Source organism: Synechococcus sp. HJ21-Hayes, from assembly GCF_024345835.1.
GTDB lineage: Bacteria > Cyanobacteriota > Cyanobacteriia > PCC-6307 > Cyanobiaceae > Vulcanococcus.
The window spans coordinates 24,733-50,649 of the sequence record NZ_JAGQBW010000010.1; the positions used below are offsets into that span (position 1 = coordinate 24,733).

Annotated in this window: 28 protein-coding genes; 11 read left to right on the plus strand and 17 right to left on the minus strand. The window is 63.5% G+C overall.

Annotated features, from left to right (window positions below):
- Positions 1–71: 71 nt before the first annotated feature.
- The 10 genes from KBZ14_RS09230 to KBZ14_RS09275 all read right to left on the minus strand — a co-directional run bounded on the left by KBZ14_RS09230 (position 72) and on the right by KBZ14_RS09275 (position 10,221).
- Positions 72–1,358, minus strand: a complete 1,287-nt coding sequence (locus KBZ14_RS09230) for a hypothetical protein (protein ID WP_255118036.1) — start codon at positions 1,356–1,358, stop codon at positions 72–74.
- Positions 1,359–1,474: 116 nt separating this feature from the next.
- On the minus strand, positions 1,475–1,882 hold the full coding sequence (locus tag KBZ14_RS09235; RefSeq protein WP_255118037.1) for a hypothetical protein: 408 nt from the start codon (positions 1,880–1,882) through the stop codon (positions 1,475–1,477).
- Between the two features lie 9 nt (positions 1,883–1,891).
- Complete coding sequence (locus KBZ14_RS09240) at positions 1,892–2,281, minus strand: hypothetical protein (protein WP_255118038.1); 390 nt, start codon at positions 2,279–2,281, stop codon at positions 1,892–1,894.
- Positions 2,278–2,712, minus strand: a complete 435-nt coding sequence (locus tag KBZ14_RS09245) for a hypothetical protein (RefSeq protein WP_255118039.1) — start codon at positions 2,710–2,712, stop codon at positions 2,278–2,280. Before KBZ14_RS09245 ends, KBZ14_RS09240 begins: the two co-directional genes overlap by 4 nt.
- A 126-nt stretch (positions 2,713–2,838) precedes the next feature.
- Positions 2,839–3,336 carry a hypothetical protein gene (locus KBZ14_RS09250; RefSeq protein ID WP_255118040.1) on the minus strand — a complete coding sequence of 166 codons (498 nt, stop codon included), beginning with the start codon at positions 3,334–3,336 and terminating at the stop codon, positions 2,839–2,841.
- 117 nt (positions 3,337–3,453) lie between these two features.
- Complete coding sequence (locus KBZ14_RS09255) at positions 3,454–4,800, minus strand: hypothetical protein (RefSeq protein ID WP_255118041.1); 1,347 nt, start codon at positions 4,798–4,800, stop codon at positions 3,454–3,456.
- A gap of 125 nt (positions 4,801–4,925) precedes the next feature.
- Positions 4,926–5,696, minus strand: a complete 771-nt coding sequence (locus KBZ14_RS09260; RefSeq protein WP_255118042.1) for a hypothetical protein — start codon at positions 5,694–5,696, stop codon at positions 4,926–4,928.
- On the minus strand, positions 5,693–6,379 hold the full coding sequence (locus KBZ14_RS15850; RefSeq protein WP_315856140.1) for a helix-turn-helix transcriptional regulator: 687 nt from the start codon (positions 6,377–6,379) through the stop codon (positions 5,693–5,695). The genes KBZ14_RS09260 and KBZ14_RS15850 overlap by 4 nt, the downstream gene beginning before the upstream one ends.
- Before the next feature lie 618 nt (positions 6,380–6,997).
- Positions 6,998–9,547 (minus strand): ATP-dependent Clp protease ATP-binding subunit, encoded by a 2,550-nt coding sequence (locus KBZ14_RS09270; protein WP_255118043.1) that lies wholly within the window; start codon positions 9,545–9,547, stop codon positions 6,998–7,000.
- Between the two features lie 194 nt (positions 9,548–9,741).
- On the minus strand, positions 9,742–10,221 hold the full coding sequence (locus tag KBZ14_RS09275; RefSeq protein WP_255118044.1) for a GNAT family N-acetyltransferase: 480 nt from the start codon (positions 10,219–10,221) through the stop codon (positions 9,742–9,744).
- 59 nt (positions 10,222–10,280) lie between these two features.
- On the opposite strand from KBZ14_RS09275, the gene lysA reads away from it, so the two are divergent.
- From lysA to KBZ14_RS09310, 7 genes are read left to right on the plus strand one after another with little or no spacing between them, the layout of a single operon-like run.
- Complete coding sequence (lysA, locus tag KBZ14_RS09280; protein ID WP_255118045.1) at positions 10,281–11,666, plus strand: diaminopimelate decarboxylase; 1,386 nt, start codon at positions 10,281–10,283, stop codon at positions 11,664–11,666.
- Between the two features lie 30 nt (positions 11,667–11,696).
- The gene (locus KBZ14_RS09285; protein WP_255118124.1) at positions 11,697–12,506 is read left to right on the plus strand and encodes a diadenylate cyclase; all 810 of its coding nucleotides are present in this window, start codon (positions 11,697–11,699) and stop codon (positions 12,504–12,506) included.
- Positions 12,503–13,297: an undecaprenyl pyrophosphate synthase gene (gene uppS / locus KBZ14_RS09290; protein ID WP_255118046.1), complete on the plus strand. Its 795-nt coding sequence runs from the start codon at positions 12,503–12,505 to the stop codon at positions 13,295–13,297. Before KBZ14_RS09285 ends, uppS begins: the two co-directional genes overlap by 4 nt.
- A 14-nt stretch (positions 13,298–13,311) precedes the next feature.
- Positions 13,312–14,298, plus strand: coding sequence for a biotin synthase BioB (gene bioB, locus KBZ14_RS09295; RefSeq protein WP_255118047.1), 987 nt, complete (start codon positions 13,312–13,314; stop codon positions 14,296–14,298).
- An 8-nt stretch (positions 14,299–14,306) separates the two neighbouring features.
- Positions 14,307–15,224 (plus strand): oxygen-dependent tRNA uridine(34) hydroxylase TrhO, encoded by a 918-nt coding sequence (trhO, locus tag KBZ14_RS09300; protein ID WP_255118048.1) that lies wholly within the window; start codon positions 14,307–14,309, stop codon positions 15,222–15,224.
- 43 nt (positions 15,225–15,267) lie between these two features.
- Entirely contained in the window at positions 15,268–16,212 is a 945-nt protein-coding gene (locus KBZ14_RS09305; RefSeq protein WP_399210942.1) for a DUF952 domain-containing protein, read from the plus strand.
- Positions 16,209–16,724 carry a hypothetical protein gene (locus tag KBZ14_RS09310; RefSeq protein ID WP_255118050.1) on the plus strand — a complete coding sequence of 172 codons (516 nt, stop codon included), beginning with the start codon at positions 16,209–16,211 and terminating at the stop codon, positions 16,722–16,724. Before KBZ14_RS09305 ends, KBZ14_RS09310 begins: the two co-directional genes overlap by 4 nt.
- Here the strand turns inward: KBZ14_RS09310 and lipA are convergent.
- The 4 genes from lipA to KBZ14_RS09330 are packed head-to-tail and all read right to left on the minus strand — an operon-like array spanning position 16,709 to position 18,724.
- Positions 16,709–17,620: a lipoyl synthase gene (lipA, locus tag KBZ14_RS09315; RefSeq protein WP_255118051.1), complete on the minus strand. Its 912-nt coding sequence runs from the start codon at positions 17,618–17,620 to the stop codon at positions 16,709–16,711. The two genes, KBZ14_RS09310 and lipA, sit on opposite strands and share 16 nt — an antisense overlap.
- A gap of 4 nt (positions 17,621–17,624) precedes the next feature.
- A complete protein-coding gene (recR, locus tag KBZ14_RS09320; protein ID WP_255118125.1) occupies positions 17,625–18,194 on the minus strand; it encodes a recombination mediator RecR in 570 nt (189 codons plus the stop codon).
- A gap of 54 nt (positions 18,195–18,248) precedes the next feature.
- Positions 18,249–18,386, minus strand: coding sequence for a pentapeptide repeat-containing protein (locus KBZ14_RS09325; RefSeq protein ID WP_255118052.1), 138 nt, complete (start codon positions 18,384–18,386; stop codon positions 18,249–18,251).
- A 50-nt stretch (positions 18,387–18,436) separates the two neighbouring features.
- Positions 18,437–18,724 (minus strand): hypothetical protein, encoded by a 288-nt coding sequence (locus tag KBZ14_RS09330; RefSeq protein WP_255118053.1) that lies wholly within the window; start codon positions 18,722–18,724, stop codon positions 18,437–18,439.
- A gap of 20 nt (positions 18,725–18,744) precedes the next feature.
- Between KBZ14_RS09330 and psbP the strand changes: the two genes are divergently transcribed.
- From psbP to KBZ14_RS09350, 4 genes are read left to right on the plus strand one after another with little or no spacing between them, the layout of a single operon-like run.
- The gene (gene psbP / locus KBZ14_RS09335; RefSeq protein WP_255118054.1) at positions 18,745–19,308 is read left to right on the plus strand and encodes a photosystem II reaction center PsbP; all 564 of its coding nucleotides are present in this window, start codon (positions 18,745–18,747) and stop codon (positions 19,306–19,308) included.
- Entirely contained in the window at positions 19,308–20,426 is a 1,119-nt protein-coding gene (locus tag KBZ14_RS09340) for an FAD-dependent oxidoreductase (protein WP_255118055.1), read from the plus strand. The genes psbP and KBZ14_RS09340 overlap by 1 nt, the downstream gene beginning before the upstream one ends.
- A 20-nt stretch (positions 20,427–20,446) precedes the next feature.
- Complete coding sequence (locus tag KBZ14_RS09345; protein ID WP_255118056.1) at positions 20,447–21,787, plus strand: NHLP bacteriocin system secretion protein; 1,341 nt, start codon at positions 20,447–20,449, stop codon at positions 21,785–21,787.
- Positions 21,784–21,990, plus strand: coding sequence for a hypothetical protein (locus KBZ14_RS09350; RefSeq protein ID WP_255118057.1), 207 nt, complete (start codon positions 21,784–21,786; stop codon positions 21,988–21,990). Before KBZ14_RS09345 ends, KBZ14_RS09350 begins: the two co-directional genes overlap by 4 nt.
- 4 nt (positions 21,991–21,994) lie before the next feature.
- Here the strand turns inward: KBZ14_RS09350 and KBZ14_RS09355 are convergent, their stop codons facing one another.
- Genes KBZ14_RS09355 through KBZ14_RS09365 form a run of 3 tightly spaced genes read right to left on the minus strand, consistent with a single transcriptional unit; the run spans position 21,995 to position 25,907 of the window.
- A complete protein-coding gene (locus KBZ14_RS09355) occupies positions 21,995–23,053 on the minus strand; it encodes an FUSC family protein (protein WP_255118058.1) in 1,059 nt (352 codons plus the stop codon).
- Positions 23,050–24,075: an aromatic acid exporter family protein gene (locus tag KBZ14_RS09360; protein WP_255118059.1), complete on the minus strand. Its 1,026-nt coding sequence runs from the start codon at positions 24,073–24,075 to the stop codon at positions 23,050–23,052. Before KBZ14_RS09360 ends, KBZ14_RS09355 begins: the two co-directional genes overlap by 4 nt.
- 14 nt (positions 24,076–24,089) lie before the next feature.
- A complete protein-coding gene (locus tag KBZ14_RS09365; protein ID WP_255118060.1) occupies positions 24,090–25,907 on the minus strand; it encodes a TolC family protein in 1,818 nt (605 codons plus the stop codon).
- Between the last annotated feature and the right edge of the window lie 10 nt (positions 25,908–25,917).

The window sequence follows — 25,917 nt, forward strand, 5'->3', positions numbered from 1 at the left end:
AAGCTCCATTGAAACTAGTCTGTGTCCTGGATCGTTGCATGGTGGCTGTACTTGATGGGCAAATGCGCTGCTTATCTGCGCATGATGATTGTATTGGTGGTTTCCAGGCGCGTGGTTGTTCCTGTGCCCACGTTATTCATGCTGTTGCCACTGCCATCTGCAGATCGCATCACTGCACCAAGGCCATCGGATGCCACACCGCCAGCACTGAAGACTTGAGTGGAATAGGATGGAAGCAGAATGGTTGTGAGAGTGGAGTTGGCTAACGGTAACTCGTTGATTGGAATAATGGCTTGATGGCGAAGGCCGTTACTGGCTTCATTCTCTTCCGTAAGATACCTGCATTGTAGGTTGTTTGCATCGCATATGGTGGCGAAACGCTGGTTTGTGTCTGCCTGTAGGGCTGTAAGATTGGCGGTTGAATGCAGCAGTTTTGGGTTTGCCTTAACATAGTCTGCATCGATGAGTCTTGGTCGGGTCAATTGCACGGGTTGACGTTGGACGGGATCCCAGACCTGAAACCGCTCCGTTGTGGCGATAACCCCCACAGTGCATGTAGATCCTGATGGGCTGCCTTGGCTATCAATAGTGCAGCCGCGCCCAATTGCATTGACATTGGCACCAGCGGCGTTCACCATATTGACACGATTGGCTTCTACCCTCGCTGTTGGTGGATCAAGACTCACCTCTGCGGTGCTCTGGGTGATCGCTGTCTGATCGGCGGCGGCGGTGACACTCACCATGGATACAGAGCCTTTAGCTCCGGCTGTGGCTTTAGATGCATCCAGGAAAATCCCACCTTGCTCGTCGGTGCTGATCACCATGCCGGTACCTCCTGGGACGGTGATCTCATAGCGGCTTGCCCCAGCTTGCGTGTTGGGTATCAAGACCCCACCCCGTGAAGGGCGAATCACATTGAGGCTACTGGGCTGATCTGGATTAATGGTGCTGATGTTGATGTTAAATGATGTATTGGGATCCGTGATTGCGTAGTAATCGGCAAGTGTGGCCTTGCCCGCTTCATAACGCAAGGTTGGCATTGTTTCGGCACATGCTGCTGAAAACACCGCAGCGTTCAGGCAAGGACCGTTGGCGGTTGTGAGGTTGGACTGAATTGCTCCGGAAGGATCGTAGAAATTGGGACTAGGCCCACCCTGGCGGCTGAAATCCACTGGAATGCCAGACCAAGGGCTCTTGAGCCCCACAACACCACTGCTGGTGATTGAGATCTTGCTGATATTGTCAAAAGTAGCTTGCACCTGGAGCGGTGCATTTTCGAGACGCGTTTCCGATGTGGAGTAGCTGCTGAGTTGGCTATAAGCAGGCTGGCCTAGATCAACGACAACGACAGCGAGCACTAGCAACGATGCCAATGCAGGAGGGGTTCGATAGTGGGCAGGCTGTCGAGCCATTGATGTAGTAACTCAGTTTATAGCACTAGGATGTGTGAGGATGTTGTCATCTTCCACTTTGTTTAATTCGGGGGCTGAAGCTGATTGTTGCGAAATACGCTAAACGAAAAGTTGTCGTTGAGGATGAGGGCTTGGTTGCGGCTCTCTGCACGTTGATTGGTGATTGTTTGCTGCTGAAGAAAGTCAATATCTGGATTGCTCGGGTCGATGCGTGTGTATTGGCTTGGATTGCTCATATTGAGATTGCTGCGTGTAGTTTGCATGTCTGTGATATTGGCAGCATTGTTTCTGATGCGCTGCTGATGGCTGAATCCTGTTGAGGTGATGCCGTATGTAAAGCCAGTCTGATGCAATTGGGCGCGGACGGAAAGGGGTGCGAAAAGAGTGAGTGCGCCTAGAGCTGCTATAACCCAAGCCTGAAACTCTCTGGCCCTGATTGGCATTTGATCGTAGATAGCAGTTCTTCGCATGACCAGATCTCAGCGGAGTTGGATTGTAGTTGGCGAACTGGTGATAGTGATGGAAGCATTGCTGCTTTTTAAAATCTTTTGAGTATTCTCTATTTGATCTGTGTTCGTGATGCTCAGGCGAAAGTCGCTCGGTATGTCGGCCTGGATGATCGGTAGCGGGGTTTCAGCGATGCTGCTTGGCAGGGGTATTGCTGGTGCTGGGACGGTGAGAATGGTGTCGAGATTCGTGGCTCCGATACCGCGCTGTCGGGTGTAGATCTGACTGTTTTGGAGAACCCTGCCCGTGTCAAGCAGAACTTGGACGCCAAAAGACGCGCCAAGCGTTTGAGCATGGCTGATTAGGGGGGAGCAGCTGACCAGGCCAGTAGCCACAACGGCTTTTGCTAGGAAGGCCTTCATTGGCTCAGAGGAGCTGTGTATACGGAGAATGTATTGGTTGTGCTTTGTACATCACTTTTAGAGCCTGTTACTGTTACAGATTTAATGCCGGGCAGCTCATTGGTAATCGAGAGCTGAAGGTCCGCCCCGGTACTTGCAGGAGCAAATGTTACCAATGGGTTGATCTCCGTTGTACGCAGAAGGGTGGGGACAGAACCGTTGGGCGTGAACAGTGTGTAGTTCTGCAGACTGGATTGGATGAGGTTGCCTCCACCGCCAGACATGCTGACACCACTGGCAGTCATGATCAAGGATTGGCTGAGGTTATTGATGGTGGTCGTGCTTTCGGTCGTCATCAGCTGGCGACTGACAGTGGTGGAGGTGCTGCTGCCGATGGTTCCTGCCTGTTGCGCTAACACAGGCAACCCTTGGTTCGTAAGCAACAGGATCAAGGGAAGCCGCAGTATTCTCGCTAGGCTGAAGGCCGTGAACAGGGCTGAAGAGGAGAGCCGCAGAGTTCTATCGGGCTGACAGCAGGCCATCGGGATAGGGGGAGGTTGAGTCTTCGGTTTCAAGCGTCAGAACACTGAGAGGGTGGAGCCTCGACGTGTGGTGAAGCTGGTACCAGCGTTGATACGGTCTGGGGGTTGAATCACACCGGCGGGGCTGATGTTGAATTGCATGCCTGTTCCATCACCACCAGCGGTGTAAGTTTGGTTGGAAAAACCTGGCAACACAATGTTGTTCAAGCCTGCGGAACCGGTCGCTGGTGTGAGATCTGGGGTGCTCACCGACAGCGACATTTTTGATTCTGTACCAACCACTGTACTGGCGGTGGCATTAAACGCGTTTACGGTGCTGCCTGTAGAAATAGGCCCAGAAAACGACATATTTGTGGCTGAAAACACAAAGCCTTGGGCCGTGTTTGCCGTGGCATTGCCGCTGGGTGCATTCACCGTCAGTGTGCCCTGCACTTCTTTCGTAACGGTATAACCCGCATGAGCGGGCCCTATTGCCAAACTAGCAAGCCATAGCGTGACAGTCAAGGGCCGAACAATTCGATGAAGAACAGCCATGGTGGCTAGGGAGTGGGCTTGGGAGGTATGGAAAACCGGGGCGGCCGAGATGGCTACCCCAGTCAAGTCAGCGACGAAATGTCAACTAAAGGTTGTCGGCACCTGATTCAGTGAGAATCAGCGACCGAAGACGGTCATGTCGAAGGTGGTCGTCAGGTTGACAGTGTTACCGAAACCACCGGAGGTGATGGTGTTCACACCGCCACCGCCAGCGGCGCTGTTGATGGAGACGTTGGAAACAGCATTGTCGCCACGATTGCCTGCAGCAATGGCCTTGCCGGCAGTAAGAGCAGAACTCGTTCTGATCTGGCTGGCGCTGCTTCCGCCCGAACCCACCCAGGCGACGCCACTGGCGGTGAGCGTCTGGGTGGAGAAGTCGGGCAGGGTGATGGTGCCAGTTTTCGGATCGACACCAGGTGCCGCTTCCTTGGTCACAGAGTTACCAAGGAGTTTGTCTCTTGTAACGCCCGAGGGGTCGATAGTCCGCAGCTGGTCGGCCGGATCTGCGGTGATTTTTAGTGAGGTGGAACCCTTGTCCTTGTCCTTGGCAATGTAGTTGCCAGAGGACAGCACAGCCGCTTGATCGGTCACTAGCTCACCCTCAGCATTCTTGTAGTCCCTTCTGAAGGTTGTGGCGACGATATCCGTGTTGGTGAATGTTGCGCCGCCGATGGTCTGCCTGCCGTCAATGGTTGCGTTGACCGCATTCAGGGCGATATGGTTGGTGGTGTTGGCCTTCACGTAGGCCGATGCCCCATCTACACTGACGGAACCGCTGGTGGAGTAGGTCTCCTGCACGCCATTGGACAGGCTCTTCGCGGTCAGGGAGATCTGACCGGTGCTGCCACCCCCGGCGGCATCGGTGTTCATTTCCACCTTGGTCGGGCTAAGTACAGTGGCTGTAATGCCGGCCACGCCCTGCTGGGTCACCTGATAGGACGAAGCACCGGAGGTTTTGACGCCGATGTCCGAACCCGATGGGCTGGTGATGGTGTTCCGGCTAGTGAAACGGTCAGCATTCTTGCTGGAAATGTCCAGGCTGAAGGTGCCAGTCGTGTCGGTGACCGCATAGACGTCGGCCAGAACCGGGTTGGCATTGGCAACAGACAGCAGGGAAGAAGCGGTGTTGCTGCAAATCGTGGTAACACAGCTGTTGGCGCCCTGGTTAAACATTGATTTTGTTGCTGGAGTGAATCCAGCCGTAACTCCAATAGCGGAGATACCGTCCAACGGATTGACGTAATTTCCGGCGGCCGCATTATTCAGGTTGAAACCACCAACGCCGTTCGCCTGCACTGCTGCCGACGAGGACTTGTCGTAGGTGGCGGTGACGGAGTAGGGATTGACGCGGATGGTGGCAGAGGCCGTGTTGGTCACGGACGTTTGTGCCCAGGCGCTGCCAGTGCCAGCGACGAGGCCGGCTGCTGCCAGCGTCCGTGCGAGCTTCAAGAAATTGGAAGCCATGTTGGTGAGCGAAGTGATTAGTGACGCTCATCTGCATCATGGATGCAGGGAGCTGCAGCTCTATGATCTTGTATTGCTCACTGGGCTGCCCACCCCCCTTGGGGGTGATTCACGGGATCTCCGGATTATTTTTTTCCGGGTGACTCTCCGGGTTGCGTGTGCACTGAACCCTGGGCAGGTATGGCAATTCCACCGTTGCCAGCATTGTCGGTTTTGGCTGGCAGGGGCTGGCTTGTGGGCCCCTTGACACCAGCAACTGGCGGTGGTGGTTTCAACAGGGGGACCAATAGGGGTTGGGTGACATCAGCGGGGGAGGCCGGCGATGTTGACCGTTCTGCTCGTGTTGGAGGCGTAACGTAATTGCGAACACCAATCACATTGACCCCTCGACAGAGCTCGGCAAACTGATCTGTTAATACGGCCAAGCGGGATACTTCTACGCATTTCAGCGCTGTTACCAGCATCACATCAGCCAAGGTCTTGCGGGATTCGGCTGCTGCCCTCGCGATCTGAACATCGTAGAGAGCTAACTGCCGTTCGCCGATCTGTCGGCAGACATCCCCATAGTTTGGTCCGATGGGTACGGTAAGAGTAATCATCCCGCCAAGATTTCTGTTGGCAACGTTCGTGTTGAGTTCTGAATTTGTTAGGCCGTTGGAGTTTCCTTGGAAGCCAGAGATGCTTAGAGTGGGTGTGGGGCAGTTGATGCCGGGTCCAAACCCATAGAAGGCGCTGGTGTTAACTTGTGTATTGTTCTGGTTGTTAATGCTGGTTCCGGTTGTGTTTGATGCGGCGCTCGAATTGGCCGAATTCTGTTGAGCTAATGTGGGAATTGATGCGATACCAAGTTTTATCGCAATAGCCAGGAAAACTACTCTCGCTATTGGTCTCTTCATGGCTGCTGCTCTAGTAGCCCAAGCTCGATGGCGCGCAGGATGGCCTGTTGGCGGTTCTTCACGCCAAGTTTTCGTATCACATCACGGCTGTAGCTCTTGACTGTTGAGGGGCTCAAGAAAAGTTGGTCCGCGATTTCTTTGTTGCTCATCCCAGTGAGGATCAAGTCTAGAACTGTCTTTTCTCGTGGCGTGAGATTTTCGGCGGCGTGCCTTTGCGATTCTTGGATGTAAGCTCGAATCGAGGTGCTACGGTAGGTAGTGATGGTTTCTGCTATTGTCAGAAATGCGGATGCTAGTGGTTCCTCTGGATGGCCTAAGTCCCATTCGGCAATGATGGCGTTGCAAAAAGGATCGATCTGCCTTGTTATTTTAAGCTCTGATTTTTTGTTGATAAGGAAAAGAATGGCTAGATCTGTTTGGATCGATCTAGCTTGCTTAACTAGACTAGCTCCGCTCCCGAGGCTCAGGCCTTGTGTGCAGATGAGAAGTCCGTGGGGTCTGGATTGGAGATTGACTATGGCGTCGCTTTCTGAGTCTGTGAGTTGGTGGTCTAATGCTTGCTCTAGGCTGAGTATGGCTTGAATAGCTGACAGGAGGATCCGATGTTCGCTTGCAATCAGTATGCGCCCTCCTAGGTTCCCTAGGAAGTCCCTGGATCCGGTGTTCGTAAGTTGGTGAGCCAGGCATGCCTCACTTTTGTTGAATTATAGGGCACCTTACTGCTTCCCCCGTATATCTGATATTCGAAATGTTCTATCCTTTTCTTGCATATGCTCTCGGGCTTCTGTGTCTATGGCTACAGAATGGCGTAGCGTTGGTTGTTGCTCGTGTTGCCGTAATCGTTTGCGTGTCTTGCTGGTGGCATGATTCGCATGCTGTCTCGCTGAAATCCTGTGCTTGTTCCGTTCAGCCTTGAAGGATTCTGGTTCACACGTGTATGAATACGTGTGTGGCTATGCACAAGGCATTATTCCCATCGGACCTTGGCTAGGTTCCCTCCCTACAAGGGTTGCCAAGGGAGCAGTGGCTTGAGAGCCAATGGGTTGTTTCTTGTTGGATCTCGAGTTGATCTAGGCTGCCAGTCATCAGTGCCTGGAGGCGAGATGTCGACGAGCTTGGCTGAGTCCTGCTAGGAGTTGGCGCCCTGAAGATGGCTAGCCGGTGGACAACTATTGGTGAAGCCAGCCTTCGGCTGTAGTGAACATGCTGCAAAAAAAGCGGAGCCATTGTGAATGGTCTCCGCTTTGGGTTTGCAGTGGTCTTGATTGGATGGTGCTGGTTGAACTGATCTTTGGCCTTGATCAGGCCCCAGCTCCAGCTAGGGCGGGCATGGCCACAGACTCCGTGGTTTTGCGGATGACCACCTGTTTGGCGTCGTCTACATCCACCACCGCAGAGTCGCCATCGCCCAGCCTGCCGGAGAGGAATTCCTCGGCCAAGGAGTCTTCCAGTAAGCGCATCACGGCGCGGCGAAGCGGACGAGCGCCATAGCTGGGGTTGTAACCCTCTTCCACCAGCCGCTCTTTGAACGCTTCGGTGACGGAGAGATGAATCCCCTTCTCGCCCATGCGGCCGAACACCTCCTTGAGCATGATCTCGGCGATCTCCTTGACCTCGTCGCGGGTGAGCTGACGGAAGACAATGATTTCGTCGAGACGGTTCAGGAATTCAGGGCGGAAGTACTGCTTCAGCTCTTCATTCACCAGGGAGCGAATGCGGTTGTAGTTCGTTTCCTCGGCATCGCTGCCGGAGAATTCGAAGCCGAGGCCGCCGCCGCCCTTCTCGATCACCTTCGAACCGATGTTCGAGGTCATGATGATCAGGGTGTTCTTGAAATCCACCGTGCGGCCTTTGGAGTCGGTCAGGCGACCGTCTTCCAGCAGCTGCAGCAGCAGGTTGAACACGTCGGGGTGGGCTTTTTCGATTTCGTCGAACAGCACCACGGTGTAAGGCCGGCGCCGCACCGCTTCGGTGAGCTGGCCGCCCTCGTTGAAGCCCACATACCCAGGAGGCGAACCGATCAGCTTGCTGACGGTGTGGCGCTCCATGAACTCCGACATGTCGAGGCGGATCATGGCCTCTTCGCTGCCGAAGAAGTAGGCCGCCAGCGATTTGGTGAGTTCGGTTTTGCCCACGCCGGTGGGGCCGGAGAAGATGAAGCTGGCGATCGGGCGGTTGGGGTTCTTGAGGCCCACCCGGGCCCGACGAATGGCGCGGGAGACGGCCTTCACGGCTTCGTCCTGGCCGATGAGGCGCTGGTGGAGGGTTTCCTCCATATTCAGCAACTTGGCCGATTCGCTCTCGGTGAGCTTCTGAACGGGTACGCCCGTCCAGGAGGCCACGATCTGGGCGATGTCCTCTTCGGTGACCATCGGCATCCGATCGGTATCGAGCGCCGCTTCAGCAGGCATGGCCGGGACTGTGACGGCTTCGGATCCTTCGCGGGTTTCTGGCGCGACCTCGTCCTCCTTGCGGGTCTGGAGGATGGTGCGGATCTGCTCGCGCAGCTCCACTTCCTTATCGCGCAGCTCACCGGCTTTGGTGAAGTCCTGCTCGCGGACGGCATCCTCTTTCTGCTTCTGGACGTCGCGCAGTTGCTTGTCCACTTCCTTGGCTGCTGGGGGCAGCTTGGAGTTCATCAGCCGCACGCGGCTGCCGGCCTCGTCGATCAGGTCAATGGCCTTGTCGGGCAGGAACCGATCGGAGATGTAGCGGTCGCCCAGGGTGGCCGCGGCCACTAGGGCCTCGTCCGCGATCTTGAGGCGGTGGTGGGCCTCATAGCGCTCCCTGAGACCCCGCAGGATCTCGATGGTGTCGTCTACGGAGGGCTCACCCACCATCACCGGCTGGAAGCGACGCTCCAAGGCGGCGTCCCGTTCAATGTGCTTGCGGTATTCATCGAGCGTGGTGGCGCCGATGCACTGCAGTTCACCCCGGGCCAGGGCGGGCTTGAGGATGTTTGCGGCGTCGATGGCACCTTCGGCGGCACCAGCACCGATCAGGGTGTGCACCTCATCGATTACCAGGATCACGTTCCCGGCGCCGCGGATCTCCTCCATGATTTTCTTGAGGCGCTCCTCGAACTCACCGCGGTACTTGGTGCCGGCCACCAGCAGGCCGATATCGAGGGTGAGGACGCGCTTGTCTTCGAGGATGTCCGGGATGTCGCCGGAGTTGATCCGCTGAGCGAGCCCCTCGGCGATGGCGGTTTTGCCAACGCCGGGCTCGCCGATCAGCACGGGGTTGTTCTTGGTGCGGCGCCCCAGGATCTGGATCACCCGCTCAATCTCATTCTGGCGGCCCACCACGGGGTCGAGCTTGCCGTCGGCGGCCTGCTGGGTGAGGTTGCTGCCGAATTCGTCGAGGGTGGGGGTTTTGGTGGAGCCCTTGCTGCCACCACCGCTGGCCACCTCGGCGGTCTCGCCGAGCATGCGGATCACCTGGGTCCGCACCTTGGCCAGGTCGACGCCGAGGTTCTCCAGCACGCGGGCGGCCACGCCTTCGCCTTCGCGGATCAAGCCCAGCAGGAGGTGCTCGGTGCCGATGTAGTTGTGGCCCAGCTGGCGGGCTTCCTCTAGGGACAGTTCCAGAACGCGCTTGGCCCGAGGTGTGAAGGGGATCTCCACGGCCACGAAACCGGAGCCCCGGCCGATGATCTTCTCCACCTCAACGCGGGCGTCCTTGAGGTTCACGCCCATCGACTTGAGCACCTTGGCGGCCACACCGGTGCCTTCGCCGATCAGGCCCAGCAGGATCTGCTCGGTGCCGACGAAGTTGTGGCCAAGGCGGCGGGCCTCCTCCTGGGCCAGCATGATCACCTTGATGGCCTTCTCGGTAAACCGCTCGAACATGGGGCGGGGCCTTTTGCGGGTGTCACCAACCTATCAGGGTTGGAGGGGGTTGTGTGGTGTGCCGTTTGACACCCTCAAACCCTTTGCAGCAGCTGAAGATTGCCAGCCTGATTTGCACAACTGAAGCCCGAAAAGTTTTCGGTTCTACGCATCAGGCATGGACGGCAATCCGTACTGCCTGGGCATGCGGTAAATCAGCTGCGGTCTTTTGTCTGGTCAAGCTTGAGCCATTGGATCAGAGCATCCTGGCCATTGCGGTAGTAGGCGCGACGGATCCCGGCGGTCTTAAACCCGGCCGCGGCGTAGAGGGCCTGCGCGGCGCCGTTGTCGACGGCCACCTCCAGGGTGGCGTGGGCGGCCCCCTGGGCCGTGCCCTCCAGGAGCAGGGCCGCCAGCACCCGGCCGCCGAGGCCGCGGCGCCGCTGCTGGGGATGCACCGCCACGGCCGTGATGTGGAGCTCGTCCACCACCAGCCAGCCGCAGGCCAGGGCCTGCAGGTGCGCTCCGAGCCAGAGCCCCAGGCAGGGGCGCTTGGCCTCCGCCAGTTCTGTTTGCCATTGCTGGCGATTCCAGAAGCCGCCCAGGGCTGCCCCATCCAGCTCCAGGCACGCCTCCAGGGCCTCGGGGCCCAGGGGCCTGATGGCTTCAGCCGGACGGTTTGGTTCGCTCGACACGGTGACTGCGCGGGGCGCTGCCTACGATTCTGAGCTGTTCACTGCTTCTGGTTCGCGCGATGACCAGCACGTCCGCACCGGCCATCGCCTGCGAGAGCCCGTTTGAGCGGGATCGGGATACGGCCAGTCCCAATCGCAATCTGGCCCCGGTCAGTACGGCCCTGGATGCCGAGGGGCGCTTGCAGGTTGGGGGCTGCAATCTCGGGGAGCTGGCCCGCCGTTACGGCACTCCCTTGTATGTGCTGGATGAGGCCACCCTGCGGGGCAATGCCCAGGCCTACCGCGAGGCCCTTAGGCGGTTTTACCCGGGCCAGTCCCTGGCTCTCTATGCCTCTAAGGCCAACAGCAGCCTGGCGATCACAGCCCTGGTGGCGGCTGAGGGGCTGGGGCTGGATGCCGTGTCCGCCGGGGAGCTGCTCACGGCCATCCGCGGGGGGATGCCCCCGGAGCGGATCGTGTTTCACGGCAATAACAAGAGTGTCGAGGAGCTGAAACTGGCGGTGGAGTTGGGCGTCACCGTGGTGGCGGACAACTGGCTCGATCTGGAACAACTGGCGGCCCTGGTTCCCGTTCAGCCCGTGTCCCTGATGTTGCGCTTCACGCCCGGCATCGAGTGCCACACCCACGAGTACATCCGCACCGGCCACCTCGACAGCAAGTTCGGCTTCGACCCCGACCAATTGGAGGCTGTGTTGCAACACCTGCAGGGCTGCCCATGGGCGCGGCTCACTGGCTTGCATGCCCACATCGGATCCCAGATCTTCGAGCTGCAGCCCCACCGCGATCTGGCCGGCGTCATGGCGGATGCCCTCCAGCGGGCGCGCGCCCTGGGCCACCCCGTGACCGACCTCAACGTGGGCGGTGGTCTGGGCATTCGCTACGTGGCGAGCGACGATCCGCCGAGTATTCAGGAGTGGGTTCGGACCGTGGCCCAGGCCGTGGCCGGTGCCTGTGAGGAGCGCGGCCTGGCACTGCCCCGTCTGCTCTGTGAGCCGGGCCGCTCGCTGGTGGCCACGGCAGGCCTCACCCTCTACACCGTGGGCAGCCGCAAGGAGATCCCTGGCCTACGCACCTATCTGTCTGTGGATGGCGGCATGAGCGATAACCCCCGCCCCATCACGTATCAGTCGCAGTACACCGCCCTGCTGGCCGATCGCCCCGAGGCAGAGGCCACGGACACCGTGACCCTGGCGGGCAAGCACTGTGAATCCGGCGATGTGTTGCTGAAGGACCTGGCTCTTCCCCCTGCCACCACTGGGGATGTGCTCGCAGTGTTGGCCACCGGTGCTTACAACGCCTCGATGGCCTCGAACTACAACCGCATCCCCAAGCCCGCAGCGGTGTTGGTGCACGACGGCCAGGCGGAACTGGTGCAGCGCCGGGAGCAGCCGGAGGAACTGCTGCGCTACGACGTTTTGCCAGAGCGTTTACGGCCGGTAACCTGAACTGCAGCGTTTTGATCTGGGTTGTTTGATCTGCGGCTATTGCTGGACCTGCTCTTCGCCACGGCGTTGGGCGTGGTGCTGCTGGCCCGGGTCACCGAACCTCGAACCCTCTGGCTGCTGAGGGGCTATCTCACCCTGGTGGCCCTCGCCTGGGTGGTTCAGCGTTACGCCAACCTGCCTCTCACCAGCAAACTGGTGGATGCTCTGGTGCTGGCCTGCAGCCTGGCCCTGGCGATCCTCTGGCAGGGCGAGTTGCGACGGCTGATGGAGCTGTTGGGAACTGGACGCCTTGATGTGCTGTTCGGCAGTCAGCGGGGTGACAAGCAGGCGTCAGGGTCCGTTGCGGTCCTGAGTGAGGCGGCGGGTCGCCTGTCCCAGTTGCGCCGCGGTGGCTTGATCGTGCTGGATCTGGGCAGCGATCTGCGCCCCGAGGACTTTCTCAACCCCGGTATCGCCCTCGATGCGCAGCTGTCGGTGGATCTGCTGCTCAACCTCTTTGCCGTGGACACCCCCCTGCACGATGGGGCCGTGCTGGTGAAGGACAACCGGATCCTCTCGGCGGGGGTGATCCTGCCCCTCTCCCGCCAGGGCCTCAATCGCTTCGGCACCCGTCACCTGGCGGCCCTGGGCATCACCGAGCGCTTTGATCGCTGCCTGTGCATCGTGGTCTCCGAGGAGACCGGCACCCTCTCCATGGCCCGTCAGGGACGGCTGGAGCGCCCCATCACCAGCCGCCGCCTGCACGAACTCCTCAGTGAGGCCATGGCCCAGACCCCCAAGGGAGCCGCTAAGCAGGCAGGGCGTAGCGTGGCGCTGGATCCGTCCGATTCATCTCCATGAGTCGCTCCCTGGCGACCACCACACCTGTCCAGGGGAATCGACCCTCGCTCCAGGATCTCCCGGCAGGATTGGATCCGGCGCGACTGCCTGGCCACGTGGCAGTGATCATGGATGGCAATGGCCGCTGGGCGCAGCGCCGCAATTTGCCCCGCGTGATGGGCCATCGCGAGGGGGTGGAAGCCCTCAAGCGCACCCTGCGGCTTTGCAGCGATTGGGGGATCGGCGCCCTTACGGCCTATGCCTTCTCCACGGAGAACTGGAGTCGTCCCGGGGAGGAGGTGAGTTTCCTGATGACCCTGTTCGAACGGGTGCTGGCTCGCGAACTGGGGGCGCTGGAGCGTGAGCAGGTGCGGATTCGCTTCCTCGGCGACCTCGATCAGCTGCCCCAGGGATTGCAGGAGTTGATTGCCAATGCCGAGGCTCGCACGGCTGCCAACCGCGGCATCCACTTCAATGTGTGCACTAATTACGGCGGTCGCCGCGAACTGGTGCGGGCCGCCCGTGCCCTGGCCCAGAAAGCCTTGCTTGGGGAGCTCGACCCTCAGCAGATTGATGAACAGGCCTTCGCCGCCGAGCTCCACACTGCCGGGGAGCTCGATCCCGATCTGCTGATCCGTACCAGTGGTGAGCAGCGCATCAGCAACTTCCTGCTCTGGCAGCTCGCCTACGCCGAACTGCATATCACCGATGTGCTTTGGCCCGATTTCAACGAGCAGGCCCTAGTGCAGGCCCTGCTCGACTACCAGAGCCGCCAGCGCCGCTTCGGTGGCGTGGAACCCGTTTCGCCCTGACTTTTCCTCCGCTCTTGACCGCCACCCTCGACCAGCCGGCCTTCACCCTCCGCCACGACTGGACCACTGCTGAGATTCAGGCGTTGTTGGAACTGCCGTTGATGGAGCTGCTCTGGCAGGCCCAGGCGGTGCATCGCGCGGCCAACCCCGGCTACCGGGTGCAGTTGGCCTCACTGCTGAGCGTCAAAACCGGCGGGTGTGAGGAGGACTGTGCCTATTGCCCCCAGTCCATGCACAACAGCAGCGATGTGACAGGCCGGCCGGAGCTGGAGGTGGAACCGGTGCTGGCCCGTGCCCAGGCGGCCAAGCAGGCTGGTGCCCATCGCTTCTGCATGGGTTGGGCCTGGCGCGATATCCGCGACGGGGCTCCCTTCGAGGCGATGTTGCAGATGGTGCGCGGTGTGCGCGAGTTGGGCCTGGAGGCCTGCGTGACCGCCGGCATGCTCACCGATAGCCAGGCGGCTCGCCTGGCCGAGGCGGGCCTCACCTCTTACAACCACAACCTGGACACCAGTCCGGAGCACTACGACCAGATCATCACCACCCGCACCTACCAGGAGCGGCTGGAAACCCTGGCGCGGGTGCGGCAGGCGGGCATCTCCATGTGCTGTGGCGGCATCATCGGCATGGGCGAGAGCACCACGGATCGGGCTTCCTTGCTGCAGGTGCTGGCGTCCATGGAGCCCCACCCCGAGAGCGTGCCGATCAATGCCCTGGTGGCCGTGGAGGGTACGCCGCTGGAGGAGCTGCCGCCGGTGGATCCCCTGGAGCTGGTGCGCATGGTGGCGGTGGCCCGCATCCTCATGCCCCGCAGCCGGGTGCGCCTCAGCGCCGGACGGGAAGCCATGAGCCGCGAGGGCCAGGTGCTCTGCCTGCTGGCCGGGGCCGATTCGATCTTTTACGGCGACACCCTGCTCACCACCGGCAACCCCGATGTGGCGGCCGATCGGGAGCTGCTGGCTGCGGCGGGCGTAAGCGCCTGGGAGGAGCCGCTCTCCTGAGCGATGCCATGGGGGTGCAGGTGGCTGCCTTCTATTGCTTTGCCGCGATGGCGGAGCTGCCGCCGCTGCGCGTTGCGCTGCAGGAGCTGGCCGCTGCGGGCCAGGTGCGGGGCACCATCCTGCTGGCGGAGGAGGGGGTGAACGGCACCATCAGTGGCCCAGAAGCTGGGGTTCAGGCGGTGCTCGCCCGGTTGCGGGTGGTTCCTGGGCTGCAGGGGCTGGAGGCCAAATTGAGCTGGGCGGACCAGCAGGCCTTTCACCGGCTGAAGGTGCGGTTGAAACGCGAGATCGTCACGATGGGGTGCCCCACGGTGAAGCCGGCGGATGCGGTGGGCTCCTATGTGCCGCCGCAGCAATGGGATGCCCTGATCCGGGATCCAGGCACCCTGGTGATTGATACCCGGAATGCCTACGAGGTGGCCGTGGGTAGCTTCGAGGGGGCGATCGATCCGGGCACGGCCAGTTTCCGGGAGTTCCCGGAGTGGGTGGAGCGGGAGCTGCGCCCCCTAGTGGCCGAGCGACAACCCAAGGCGATTGCCATGTTCTGCACCGGAGGCATTCGCTGCGAGAAGTCCACCGCCTACCTCCTGCAACAGGGGTTTGAAGGGGTCCATCACCTTCAGGGGGGCATCCTCAAGTACCTCGAGGAGATGCCCGAGCAGGGCAGCAGCTGGCAGGGCGAATGTTTCGTGTTTGACCAGCGGGTGAGCCTGAACCACCGCCTGGAGCCCGGCTCCTATGCCCTCTGCCATGCCTGCGGCCTGCCGGTCTCCCCTGACGATCAGGCCTTGCCCAGCTATGTGCGGGGTGTGAGCTGCTGCCATTGCCTGGAGCGCTTCAGCGATGCTGATCGGGAACGGTTCGCCGAGCGTCAGCGGCAAATGGAGTGGGCCCGCCGCCGTGGTGAGCAGCACATTGGTGGCTGAGGCTCTGCCGGTTCTCTACAGCTTCCGCCGGTGCCCTTACGCCATGCGGGCGCGGCTGGCTCTGGCGTCAGTCGGCCTCCAGCCCGGCTGCGATCTGGAGCTGCGGGAGGTGGCCCTGAAGGCGAAGCCGCCGGAGCTGCTGGAGGCCTCCGACAAGGGCACGGTGCCGGTGCTGGTGTTGCCAGATGGCGGGGTGCTAGTGGAGAGCCTGGCGATCATGGGCTGGGCCCTGGAGCAGGCGGATCCCCAGGGCTGGTTGGCGGGGTGGTCTGCCCCCGAAGTCGCCTTGATCACGGAGCTGATCGCTGAGAACGACGGCCCCTTCAAGCACCATCTCGATTGCTTCAAATATCCCGACCGCTTTGGCAACGCAGGCCTGGCCGAGCGCCCCGCGCACCGGGCGGCGGCCTTGGCGATCCTGCGCGCCTGGAGTGAGAGGCTGCAGCGGGGCGGCTGGCTGTTGGGTGATCGCCCCTGCCTAGCCGACTGGGCCCTGCTGCCGTTCGTGCGCCAGTTCCGCTTGGCTGATCCCGAGGGCTTTGATGCGGCGGCGGACCTGGGCTCCCTGCAGGCCTGGCTGGCGCGGTTCCTGGCATCGCCGGAGCTGGCTGCCGTGATGGCGGACCCCTGGACGGATCGCTCCCCCTGGCGCTCCCCTGGCTGGATGTATCACCTGGCGCTGCGGCCAGAGTGGGCCAGCGCGCGCCGCGACGGCGTGTATGCCCGCTCTACCCGCGGCCGCTCCCTGGAGGAGGTGGGCTTCATCCACCTCAGTGCCGCCCATCAGCTGGCGGCCACGGCCGCACGCTTCTATGGCGATGTGCCCGCTGGCGAACTGCTCCTGCTCACGATCGATCCCCAGGGACTGGCCGCCGCCGGCCGGCCCGTGCGCCAGGAGCCGGCGCCCGGCAGCGGCGAGCTGTTTCCGCACTTGTATGGATCGCTGCCCCTGCAGGCAGTCCTGCTGGCCCAGCCGTTTTCGCCATGACCCTGCCCAACCTGGCTGAGATCGAACAGCGGGCCGCGGCGCAAGGGTTGTTGCTGCGCCTGCAGGTGAGGCAGCCGCTGGGGCTGCGGACGCTGCGGGTGGTGGTGGCGCGGCCGCGGCAGGGGCAGCATGCTCTGCTGCTGGGGGAGCTGAAGGGCTGGGCCCTGCCCTTGGCCGATGGCCTGCAGCTCGACACGATGCGGGTGCAGGGGGAGGGCACCCAGGGGGTGGGAGCGCTGATCTGGGCAGCCACCTTCGCCTGGGCCCTAGAGGCCACCCCCTGCCGCTCGGCACGCCTGCTGGCGATCCGCGACCACGAGCAGCAGCACCGCCATCTGGTGCGCTATTTCCAGCGGTTGGGGTTCACTCCCGTGCGTGATGTGGGAGCCGCGGCCGCTGATCTCCCCTTGCGGTTGGTTTGGGGTGGAGCCGGGTTGCTGATGCGCGGCGCTTGCACCGAGGGGTTGACGCGGGCCTGGCGGCAGCTGGAGCGGCATCAGTCGCCGGCGTGATAGCTGCTGCGCACCAGCGGGCCGCTGCGCACCTGGGCGAAGCCCAGCTCACGGGCGATGGCGCCGAGCTCCTCAAACTCCTCGGGTGTCCAGTAGCGATCCACGGGGATATGGGCCAGGGAGGGCCGCAGGTATTGGCCCAGGGTGAGGCGCTGGCAATCCACGGCCCGCAGATCTCCCATGGCCTGCACCACCTCCTCAAAGCGCTCCCCCAGGCCCAGCATCAGGCCTGATTTGGTGGGGATCTGCGGGGCCAGTTCGCGGGCGGCTGCCAGCAGCCCCAAGGAGCGGCGGTAGGTGGCGCCGCGCCGCACCTCCCCCTGCAGCCGCTCCACGGTTTCCAGGTTGTGGTTGAAGCACACCGGCTCCGCCGCCAGCACGGCTTCCAGCCGTTGGCGTTGGGCGGCGATGGCCTCCTGCTCATCGTGATGGCCGCCCCAGAAGTCGGGCGTGAGCACTTCGATGGCCACCAGGGGGTTGCGCTGGCGGATGGCGGCCATGGTTCCGGTGAACAGGCCGGCGCCGTGGTCGGCCAGGTCATCGCGGGCAACGGCGGTGAGCACCACGTAGCGCAGGCCGAGACTGAGCACGGCTTCGGCCACCCGCTCGGCTTCGGCGGCATCAAACGGGGCCGGGGCTTCGCCCTTGTCCACCTGGCAGAAGGCGCAGCTGCGGGTGCAGATGGGCCCCCCCAGCAGGAAGGTGGCCGTGCCGGCGGCGTAGCACTCGCCGCGGTTGGGGCAGCGGCCCTCCTCGCAGATGGTGTGCAGCCGCTGCTGTTTCACCACCCCCTGCACGGCTTCCAGGGCACTGGCGTTGCCGATGGGCGAGCGCAGCCAATCCGGCAGCCGCTCGGTGGGCGCGATGGTGCTGTAGCGGCTCTGGCGCGGTTTCACGCGTTCATTCCATCCGCCGGCGCCCCTCCAGGGCCCGCGCCAGGGTCACCTCGTCGGCGTATTCCAGTTCGCTGCCCACCGGCAGCCCATAGGCAATGCGGCTCACCAGGGTGAAGGGTTTGAGCAGCCGGGCCAGGTAGAGGCTGGTGGTATCACCCTCCACGCTGGGCGTGAGGGCCAGGATCACCTCCTCAATGCCATCGCGATCCACCCGCTCCACCAGGGGCTGGATCTGCAGCAGCTCAGGGCCCACCCCATCCATCGGCGAGATCAGCCCGCAGAGCACGTGGTAGCTGCCCTTGAACTCTCGGGTGCGCTCCAGTGCCAGCAGGTCGCGGGAGTCGGCCACCACGCAGAGCACGCCGGTTTGGCGCGATTCATTGCGGCAGATCTCGCAGAGCGGATCGGCGGAGAGATGGAAGCAGCGGGTGCACTGGCCCACCTGGCTGCGGGCCGCCAGCAGGGCATCGGCGAAGGCCTGGATCTGCTCGGTGGGCTGGCGCAGCACGTGAAGAGCCAGCCGCTGGGCGGTGCGCGGGCCAATGCCTGGCAGGCGCTCGAACTGATCGATCAGTCGGGCCAGGGGGCGGGTGAAGCCGCTCAGGGGCCGGGTGCAGGTGGCGGAAATCTAGGCGTCCCGCATGGCTGTGGAGAGGCTGGTACCGTCCAGGGTCGCCCTCTCCAGTCGGGTGCCGGTGAGTTCTACCCCGTCGGTGATGGCGCCCCGCAGATTGGCGCCGCGCAGGCTCGTCCGGTGAAGGTTCATCTCTCGCCATTACCCATGGGCGGCATCCAGCTCATCGAGATTGGCCTGGCTTAGGTCGAGGCCGTCGAGCTAGAGCCCTGAGGTGGTGAGCAGCTCCAGGGCGCTTTGGCGCAGGCCTGCTGACAGGTCAGGATCACCTCAAAGGCCTCGATGTTGTCCCGCTGGCGGCGCTTGCCGGCCTCCAGCACGAACGCCAACAGCAGCCGGAAGCCGAAGGAGCCCTGGAGCAGCTGATGAAAGCGCACCTGTCGCGGCTCCCGCTCGATCTCAGCCCAGCGCTTCTGGCGTGGGGGCCTCGATGGGCCCGGCCAGGCTGCCGGGACGGGAGAATGCGCCAACACAGCTGTTCCTGTTCGCCATGGCCTTCCTTCGCGACCGATTGCCGCGTGGCTGGGGTTCCCTGGTGGCCCTCGCGCTGGCGGTGGTGCTCGCCGGCTGCAGCGCTGCGGCGGCGGGCCTGAATTCCTTCCAGAGCCCCGATGGCCGTTACGCCTTCCTGTATCCCACAGGCTGGACCCGCGTGCAGGTGAGCGATGGCCCCCAGGTGGTGTTCCACGACCTGATCAACAGCGACGAGACCCTCAGCCTGGTGATCTCGGATGTGAATGCCACCAACAACCTCGAGGACCTCGGCAGTGCCGTGGCGGTGGGCGAGAAGTTGCGCCGAGTGGTGATTGCCCCCGAGGGCAGCGGTCGGGAGGCCGAACTCGTGGAGGCTTCGGAGCGTGAAGACGGGGGACGTACCTTCTACGACCTCGAATACACCGTTCATCTCAACGACCGGGATCGCCATGAACTGGCCACGGTTGTTGTGGATCGCGGGCGGCTTTACACCCTGGCCGCCAGCACCAATGAGGCCCGTTGGCCCAAGGTGAAGCTGCTGTTCCACCAGGTGATTTCCTCCTTCACCCTGCAGATCTGATGGCGCCGCCCGCACCGGGCGTGCTGGTGATCGGCGGTGGCCTGGCGGGAGGATTGCTGGCCCTGGCCCTGCGGGAACAGGGCGTGGCGGTCACGGTGGTGGAGGCTCCGCCGGCCATCTCTGGCTCTGCTGGCGTGCAGTCCGCCACGGCGATCAGCTATGGCGCCCTGCCGGGCTGGCCCCTGGCCCCCACCTCCCTAGCCAGGTTGGCGGCGGGAGCATCGCGCCGCTGGCGTCGCCTGCAGCGCCATCATGGTGCGTTGGGTTGGCGGCCCCGGCGGCTCCGGCTGCACGGTGGTCTTGCGGGCTTGGGGGCGGCCAGTGCCTGGTGGCCCCTCCCCTTCGCCCAGGTGGATTCCTCTGTGTTGGCTGCCCGGCTGCCCCAGGTGTTGGCGGCGGCAGGCGTGGCCTGTCAGCCCGCATGGGTGGAGCGGCTGGAGAGCCAGCCAGCGGCCGGTTGGGAGCTGTGGTTGAGCAATGGCACTAGCCTGCAGGCTGCACAGGTGGTGTTGGCGGCGGGCGCCTATTGCCGCCAGCTCTGGCCGGCCCTGCCCCAGGGGCTGCGCAGCAGTTGGGCGGCGGTACTGGAGCTGGAGGCTTACCCAGCCCTCCTCGCCGGCCCCGCTGCCTGGCTGCCTGCGGCCTTTGATCGGGTGGCCCTGGAGCGCCGCGCTGCCGGCCTGCAGCGGCCGGAGTGGCTGGTGGATGCCGGCTTGGTGCCCTGGGGGAAGGGGGCCCTGCTGGGCCAGCACACCCTGGTGCGCCCGGGGCTGGAGCTGGGTACGCCCCCGCCGCCTGGTGAGGTGGAGGAGCAGCTGCGCCAAGGGTTGGCGGCGCAGCCGTGGGGAGTGCCCCTGGCACCGCTGCCGGGCCCATTGCGCCAGGCGGCCGTGGCCTTCTGCAGCACGGGGGTGCCCCTGGTGGGTCCGGTGCCGGGATCCCCAGGGTTGTGGGTATTCACCGGGTTCAGTGCCGGGTTCAGCCAGGTGCCGGTGTTGGCGCCTCTGCTGGCTCAGTCCCTGGTGTCGGGGAGCCACCTGGCGGCCCTCGCGACGCGGCGACTGCGGCAGCTGGGCGTCTGGCTGCCGGATCAGGCGGGGGCTGACAGGTTCAGCTGATTCCTGTAACGATGATGGCCATGACGCAATCCACGCCCGCCCCACCGGAGCCCGCCCACCGCCAGCCGCTTCGGCGGGCCCAGGCCCGTTGGCAGGGGCTGAGCGATCACAACCAGGTGGGTGTGACCTTGGCCGGCGTTAGCGGCGTTCTGGTGCTGTGGGCCCTGTTTTGGCCTGTGCCCACCGAAGTGGAAGGCATGGGCGTGATGATTTACCCGAACAACGCCGGCATCCTCAACGCTCGTGCCGGCGGCCAAGTGCGAGAGGTGTTCGTGAAGGAGGGGCAGCCGGTGGCGCGCGGCCAGGTGCTGATGCAGCTGTATCTGCCCGTTCTGGAGCGTCAGCTCGACCAGCAGCGGGGCAACCTACGCCAACTGGAGCGGCACAACGCCCGGCTCGATGAGCGCGATGCCTTGCGCCTGCTTACCGAGAAGCGCGCTCTGGACACATCTTTGGCCAAGTTTGCCGACGATCGCCGTCGCTACGGCGAATTGCAATCGACGTACTCCAGCAAACTTCGCAACCTGGATTGGCTGGCCCAGCGCGAGGTAGTGGCCCCGCTGTCTTCTGAGGTGGTGTCCGCGGAGCAGGGGTTCACCAGCACCAGCGTGAATCTCGATGACGTGAAAATCAACGAGAGGAATGTGGTGACCAACTACCAGCAGGTCAAGCTCACCATCGAAACCCAGGCCTTGCAGCGTCGCTATCAGATCGATGACCTCAAGCGTCAGATCCAGGTGACGGAGGCCAAGATCGGTTACGACGGCAAGGTGCATGCCGACCGGGACGGAACGGTGTTGGATCTGCAGGTGATCCCCGGCCAGACCGTGGGCACAGGCCAGCGGCTGGGCACGATCGGTCGGCCTGAGCAACCCAGCGCCAAGGACCGCCCGCTGCGGGTTGTGTCCTACTTCGCGCCCGCCGATGCCCGCCGTCTGCCGTTGGGGCTGCCCGTGGAGGTGGTGCCGCAGTGGAACCAGCGCGGCCGCTTTGGCGGCATCGTGGGCAAAGTGACGCAGGTGCTCACCCTGCCCGCCACCGAAGACGACATCTCCACCACCACCGGTAACGCGCAGTTGGCCCAGGCGCTTACGAAGAACGGGCCGGTGATGCGCAGTGAAATCGAGCTGGAGCGGGATCCCTCCAGCGTGGATGGCTATCGCTGGACTCTCTCGGGGGGTAGCGGTGTGTTCCCGATCCGCGATGGACTCACGGTGTCCACCCACGCCTACGTCGAGTGGCGCTCGCCGATCAGCTACGTGATTCCGGGCCTGCGTTCCCTCACCGGTGGCTACCGCACGCCCTGGATTGATCAGCGCTGGAACCTGCCCTTCCTGCGCCAGCCCAACACCACGCCATGAGCCGCCCTGTGAAGTTCTGGTCGCTGTCTCAAATCCGTAACCCCTTGCTGCGCCAGGAGTTCCCCTGGCTCGTGAGCGAGGTGGTGTTGCTGCTGATTCTGTTCAACGCCAACCCACCTGAACTGTGGTTCTGGCTGGTGGTGCTGGTGGTGGTGCTGCTCTATCGGATCGAGCGCTGGTGGTCATCACGGCCCAATCCCTGAAGGCTCAGGCCACCAGCTCTCGCCATTGTCGTTCGGTGCTCGCCAGGGTGTGATCGATGCGGTTGAGGACCACCAGGCTCGAGGCCACCCGTTGCAGCTGGTCGGGGGTGAGCCGTTGGTAGGCCGCCAGCGCGTCCGGGGTCTGCAAGACCTCCAGCGGCAGGGCGGGCCGGGGGGAGCTCGGCGGTGCCTGCAGTTGGAAGGAACTGCGCAGGTGTTCTTGCCAGAGCAGCAGCCTCTGGGCCACGGCTTCCACAAAATTCGCCCCTGCAACGGCGTTGTCCTGCAGCCCCCAGGTCTGCCAGTCGGGTGTCTGCAGGCGTCGCAGCTCATCGAGATCGAGGATCAGGGCTTCACAGGCCTGATCGAGTAGGTCCCACATCCGGGCCAGAGGATGCTGGGAGGCCAGGCTGCCCAGCTCCAGCAGTGCAGCCTGGCGTTGGTCGCGCAGATTCAGCAGGGTGATACGCAGACGGCGCAGCTGTTGGGCCAGTTCGCGGCGCCGTTGGGCGTTGGACTGGCTGGCTTCGGGGTGGTGACCGGCCACGCCCTCCAGGGTGTAACCCAGGTCCACCAGCAGCTGGAGAAGCCCCTCACGCTGCTGGATCCGGGCCCGTGTGGGCCAGAACAGGCGCAGGCTGAGGAGGGCCATCAGGATGCCGAACGCAGTCCAGAGCAACCGCAGCGGGATCCAGCTGTCGAGCTGCTGGTCGTGGGTCAGCCAGCCCATCACCACCACGAAGCAGCACACGGTGTAGCCCACCGTGAGCCGCAACGAGCCGGCGATCAGCCGGGCCAGCAGCAGGGCCAGCGGCAGAGCCACCACCAGGGGCAGATGCCCCCAGGCCCGGTAGCCGAAGAACACCACCACGGCTCCCACTGCGGTGCCAACCAGGCGCTGACGGCCGAGTTCGAGGGTGTTGCCGTAGTTGCCCACGGTGACGCTCAGCACCGCCAGGGAGGCGTAGAGCGCAAAGGGCAGGCCGGTGAGGCTGGCGAAGCCGTTCACCACCGTCACGGTGGCGGCGAGGCGCAGGCCGTCCCGCAGGGCTGGGCTGGTCATTGGCTTGCTTCCAACCGCTGCTGCAGCGAGGCCTGCAGCAGGGCTCGGCTGTGGAGCAGCTGTTGCAGGTCCTGGCACTGCTGGCCGATGGCCAGCAGCAGGGGCTGGGGGGCGCCTAGATGTCCGGCTTCCTCCAGCCAACGCTGCGCCGGGCTCGAAGGGCCCAGCACTGGAGCCGTGGTGGGCTGGGCTTGCAGGCTCCCTACCAGATCGGCGAGCGAGCTGAGCAGTAGCGGCTGGGGGCTCTCTGTCGGCAGGGGTGTGGCCAGCTGCCGCAGGAGCGGCTCCAGCAGCAGCCACTGGCGCAACACGTGGCGCCAGAGGCTGCCGGCCTGCGCCCAGCGGGATAGCAAGTGTTTGGTGTGAGCGGGCATGGGAAGCCCCTGGTTGTGGTCGCGCAGCTGTTGCAACAGCTGAATGCTGGGCAGCAGATCCTGTGAGCGCAGGGCCGCAGGGGGCGACCCGCCTGTGCCTAACCACTGCTGCATCGCGCTGATCTGCTGGCTGAGCTGGCCGGCGATCCTGGCTTCCAGGGCGGGCAGCTGTTGCAGAGGTCGCCGAGGCCATAGCGCCCAGGTGGCGATCTGCGCCATCAGGATCCCCACCACCACCGCGAGCGCCATGTTGAAGATGAGCGCCCAGTTGAACTGCTTGCCGTGGTGCATCAGTTCCAGGGCCCAACAGCTCAGGTACCCCGTGCTCAGGCCCTTGAGCAGCCCCAGGTTGCGCACCAGCACACCGGTGACCAGCAACGCGATGCCCAGCACCACCCAGCTGGTGGAGATCTCATGCAACACCATCGCGGTGAGGATGCCGATCAAGGCGCCGCCCACCATCTGGCCGATGCTGCGGGCGGGGGTGAGGTCGTTCTCGTTCACGAACAACACCGCCATCACCAGTGCCAGCCCCAGCACCTGGCTGCGTCCGGCCCAGAGCATGATCCCGATCACCAGGGTGGTAGCTAGCCAGATCCGCAGGCTGTTGCGCCAGAGGGGGCTCAGGGAGGGCAGGGCGACAACCATGGGGTTGGACCCGATCAGGGTTGGGCTGTGGCACGGCTGCTCAGCTGCAGCTGTGGCTGGATCGGCAAATTGGGATCACGCGGCATCGGCAGCAGTTCCTTCAACAGCTTGGCGTAGGTGATGTTCACGCTCACCGTGGCGTTGATCCGCTGCACCAGGGCGTTGATCAGTCGGTCTTGGGTGTTGGAGAGATTGAGCTCACTGTCGAGGCCCGTGAGATAACGCAGGCGCACGTCGCGGAAGGCCTCAAGGGCGGCGGCCACCCCGCGGCGGGCGGAGCTGAGCTTGGCGAGACTGGCTTCGTGGTTAAAAAAGGCCTGCTCCAACCGCAGGCGGATGTCGTTGCGACTGGCGGCGTACTGCTGCGCTGCGGCCGCCTCCCGCTTGGCCAGGGCCCGCGCCTGACCTTCCGTGGTGCCGGCATCAAACAGCAGCCAGGTGAGGGTGAGTCCCGCCGACCAGTCCCCACCGCTGGTGCTGGAGAGAGGCAGGGCGGTGGAGCCGCAGCAGCCCCCTCCAGCGATCGCGAAGTTGCCCACACTCGTTTGGGAGCTGCTGCCACCGGCGCTGGCAAACAGGGAGAGTTTTGGCAGTAGACCTGCTGCGGTCGCCTGGCTTTGCTGGCTGAGGGCCGTGCGCGTGGCCAGGATCGCCTCCAGTTCGGGATTGCCCCGATAGGCCGCCAGCAGGCTGGTTTCCAGATCGAGGGGCCAGCGGGGCTGCACCACGATTGGGTCGCTGGGGCTGGGGGTCACGCTGGCGGGCAGGTTGAGCAGCACCGCCAGCTGGCGGCGTGCCACCGCCCGGTCGGCCAGGGCCTGGATCAGGGTTTCTTCATCCGAAGCCTGGATGGCGCGGCGCCGCAACACATCGAGCCTGGGCACCAGGCCGGCCTGTTTGAGGTCGAGGCTGTCCCGCAGGAGCACCAGATCGTTGCGCACGTTGGCGTCGTAGACGCGCACCAGCTGCTCGTCCTGCTGGAGCTGGTAGTAGGCCTCACTCACCTGCAGCTGCAGAGAGCGCAGTTGGTTGGCGTAAGTGTTGCGCTGCTGCTCCAGGGCGGCGCGCGCCGCGCGCACCGTGGGTGTGCGGGCGAAGTCGAGCAGGGCGTAGTTGAGCTGCAGGCCGCCTTCCAGGCCCCACTCGCCAGAGCTGACCGCCGCGGAACCGCCATTGGGGACGTAAAAAGGCCCCGCGGTGGGAACGGGTGTGCCGTTTGGCCCGGACGTGAGCAGCCCTTGGGGGGCAAACAGTGGTCCCAACCCCAGGTTGTTGTTGGGTTGTTTCGCGGTAGTGCTGCTGCGGCTGCCCTCGTAGCCGCCCGTGGCAAAAGCGCTGATGGTGGGCCAGTAGCTGCCCATGGAGGCCTGGAAGCTGGCCAGGGCTGCGGCCACTTGCTCGCGCTGGGCCTGCAGGGTGGCGCTGTTGGCAAAAGCGATGGCCAGGGCCTGTTCGAGGCTCAGGCTGGCCACGCTGCCGGCCTGGAGTTGCTGGGGGGTGGGGAGATCCAGCGGGGGGCTGGCCACCGCATCGGCGGGTTGAATCGGGCCGCTGGCTGGTTGGTTGGCCCGGATCAGATTGGCGGGCAGCTGCGGCGTGGCGAGCACGTTGCCCACCGGAGGCTCGGGCTCGCTCGGGAGCAGCTGGTCGAGGGCTCGTAATTCCTTGTCCAGGCGCCGCCAGCTGCGCTCCAACTGGCCAGTGGTGGTGGTGGTGGGATTGCGCTGGACTGTTGGCGGGAGTGCCGGTGCAGCGGCCAGGGCAGTCTGTGCCAAGTGGGCTGGGCTGATCCCCAGCCACAACAGAGCAAGGGCACGATTGCGCAGAGCCACGGTGATGCAG

What these genes read in the sequence shown, in the direction of transcription:
- KBZ14_RS09235 (WP_255118037.1), bottom strand. Translation starts at nt 1,882, where the DNA reads ATGCGAAGAACTGCTATCTACGATCAAATGCCAATCAGGGCCAGAGAG.
- KBZ14_RS09240 (WP_255118038.1), bottom strand. Translation starts at nt 2,281, where the DNA reads ATGAAGGCCTTCCTAGCAAAAGCCGTTGTGGCTACTGGCCTGGTCAGC.
- KBZ14_RS09250 (WP_255118040.1), bottom strand. Translation starts at nt 3,336, where the DNA reads ATGGCTGTTCTTCATCGAATTGTTCGGCCCTTGACTGTCACGCTATGG.
- KBZ14_RS09255 (WP_255118041.1), bottom strand. Translation starts at nt 4,800, where the DNA reads ATGGCTTCCAATTTCTTGAAGCTCGCACGGACGCTGGCAGCAGCCGGC.
- KBZ14_RS09260 (WP_255118042.1), bottom strand. Translation starts at nt 5,696, where the DNA reads ATGAAGAGACCAATAGCGAGAGTAGTTTTCCTGGCTATTGCGATAAAA.
- KBZ14_RS09270 (WP_255118043.1), bottom strand. Translation starts at nt 9,547, where the DNA reads ATGTTCGAGCGGTTTACCGAGAAGGCCATCAAGGTGATCATGCTGGCC.
- lysA (WP_255118045.1), top strand. Translation starts at nt 10,281, where the DNA reads ATGACCAGCACGTCCGCACCGGCCATCGCCTGCGAGAGCCCGTTTGAG.
- uppS (WP_255118046.1), top strand. Translation starts at nt 12,503, where the DNA reads ATGAGTCGCTCCCTGGCGACCACCACACCTGTCCAGGGGAATCGACCC.
- trhO (WP_255118048.1), top strand. Translation starts at nt 14,307, where the DNA reads ATGGGGGTGCAGGTGGCTGCCTTCTATTGCTTTGCCGCGATGGCGGAG.
- KBZ14_RS09305 (WP_399210942.1), top strand. Translation starts at nt 15,268, where the DNA reads ATGCGGGCGCGGCTGGCTCTGGCGTCAGTCGGCCTCCAGCCCGGCTGC.
- KBZ14_RS09310 (WP_255118050.1), top strand. Translation starts at nt 16,209, where the DNA reads ATGACCCTGCCCAACCTGGCTGAGATCGAACAGCGGGCCGCGGCGCAA.
- KBZ14_RS09325 (WP_255118052.1), bottom strand. Translation starts at nt 18,386, where the DNA reads ATGAACCTTCACCGGACGAGCCTGCGCGGCGCCAATCTGCGGGGCGCC.
- psbP (WP_255118054.1), top strand. Translation starts at nt 18,745, where the DNA reads ATGGCCTTCCTTCGCGACCGATTGCCGCGTGGCTGGGGTTCCCTGGTG.
- KBZ14_RS09340 (WP_255118055.1), top strand. Translation starts at nt 19,308, where the DNA reads ATGGCGCCGCCCGCACCGGGCGTGCTGGTGATCGGCGGTGGCCTGGCG.
- KBZ14_RS09345 (WP_255118056.1), top strand. Translation starts at nt 20,447, where the DNA reads ATGACGCAATCCACGCCCGCCCCACCGGAGCCCGCCCACCGCCAGCCG.
- KBZ14_RS09350 (WP_255118057.1), top strand. Translation starts at nt 21,784, where the DNA reads ATGAGCCGCCCTGTGAAGTTCTGGTCGCTGTCTCAAATCCGTAACCCC.
- KBZ14_RS09355 (WP_255118058.1), bottom strand. Translation starts at nt 23,053, where the DNA reads ATGACCAGCCCAGCCCTGCGGGACGGCCTGCGCCTCGCCGCCACCGTG.
- KBZ14_RS09360 (WP_255118059.1), bottom strand. Translation starts at nt 24,075, where the DNA reads ATGGTTGTCGCCCTGCCCTCCCTGAGCCCCCTCTGGCGCAACAGCCTG.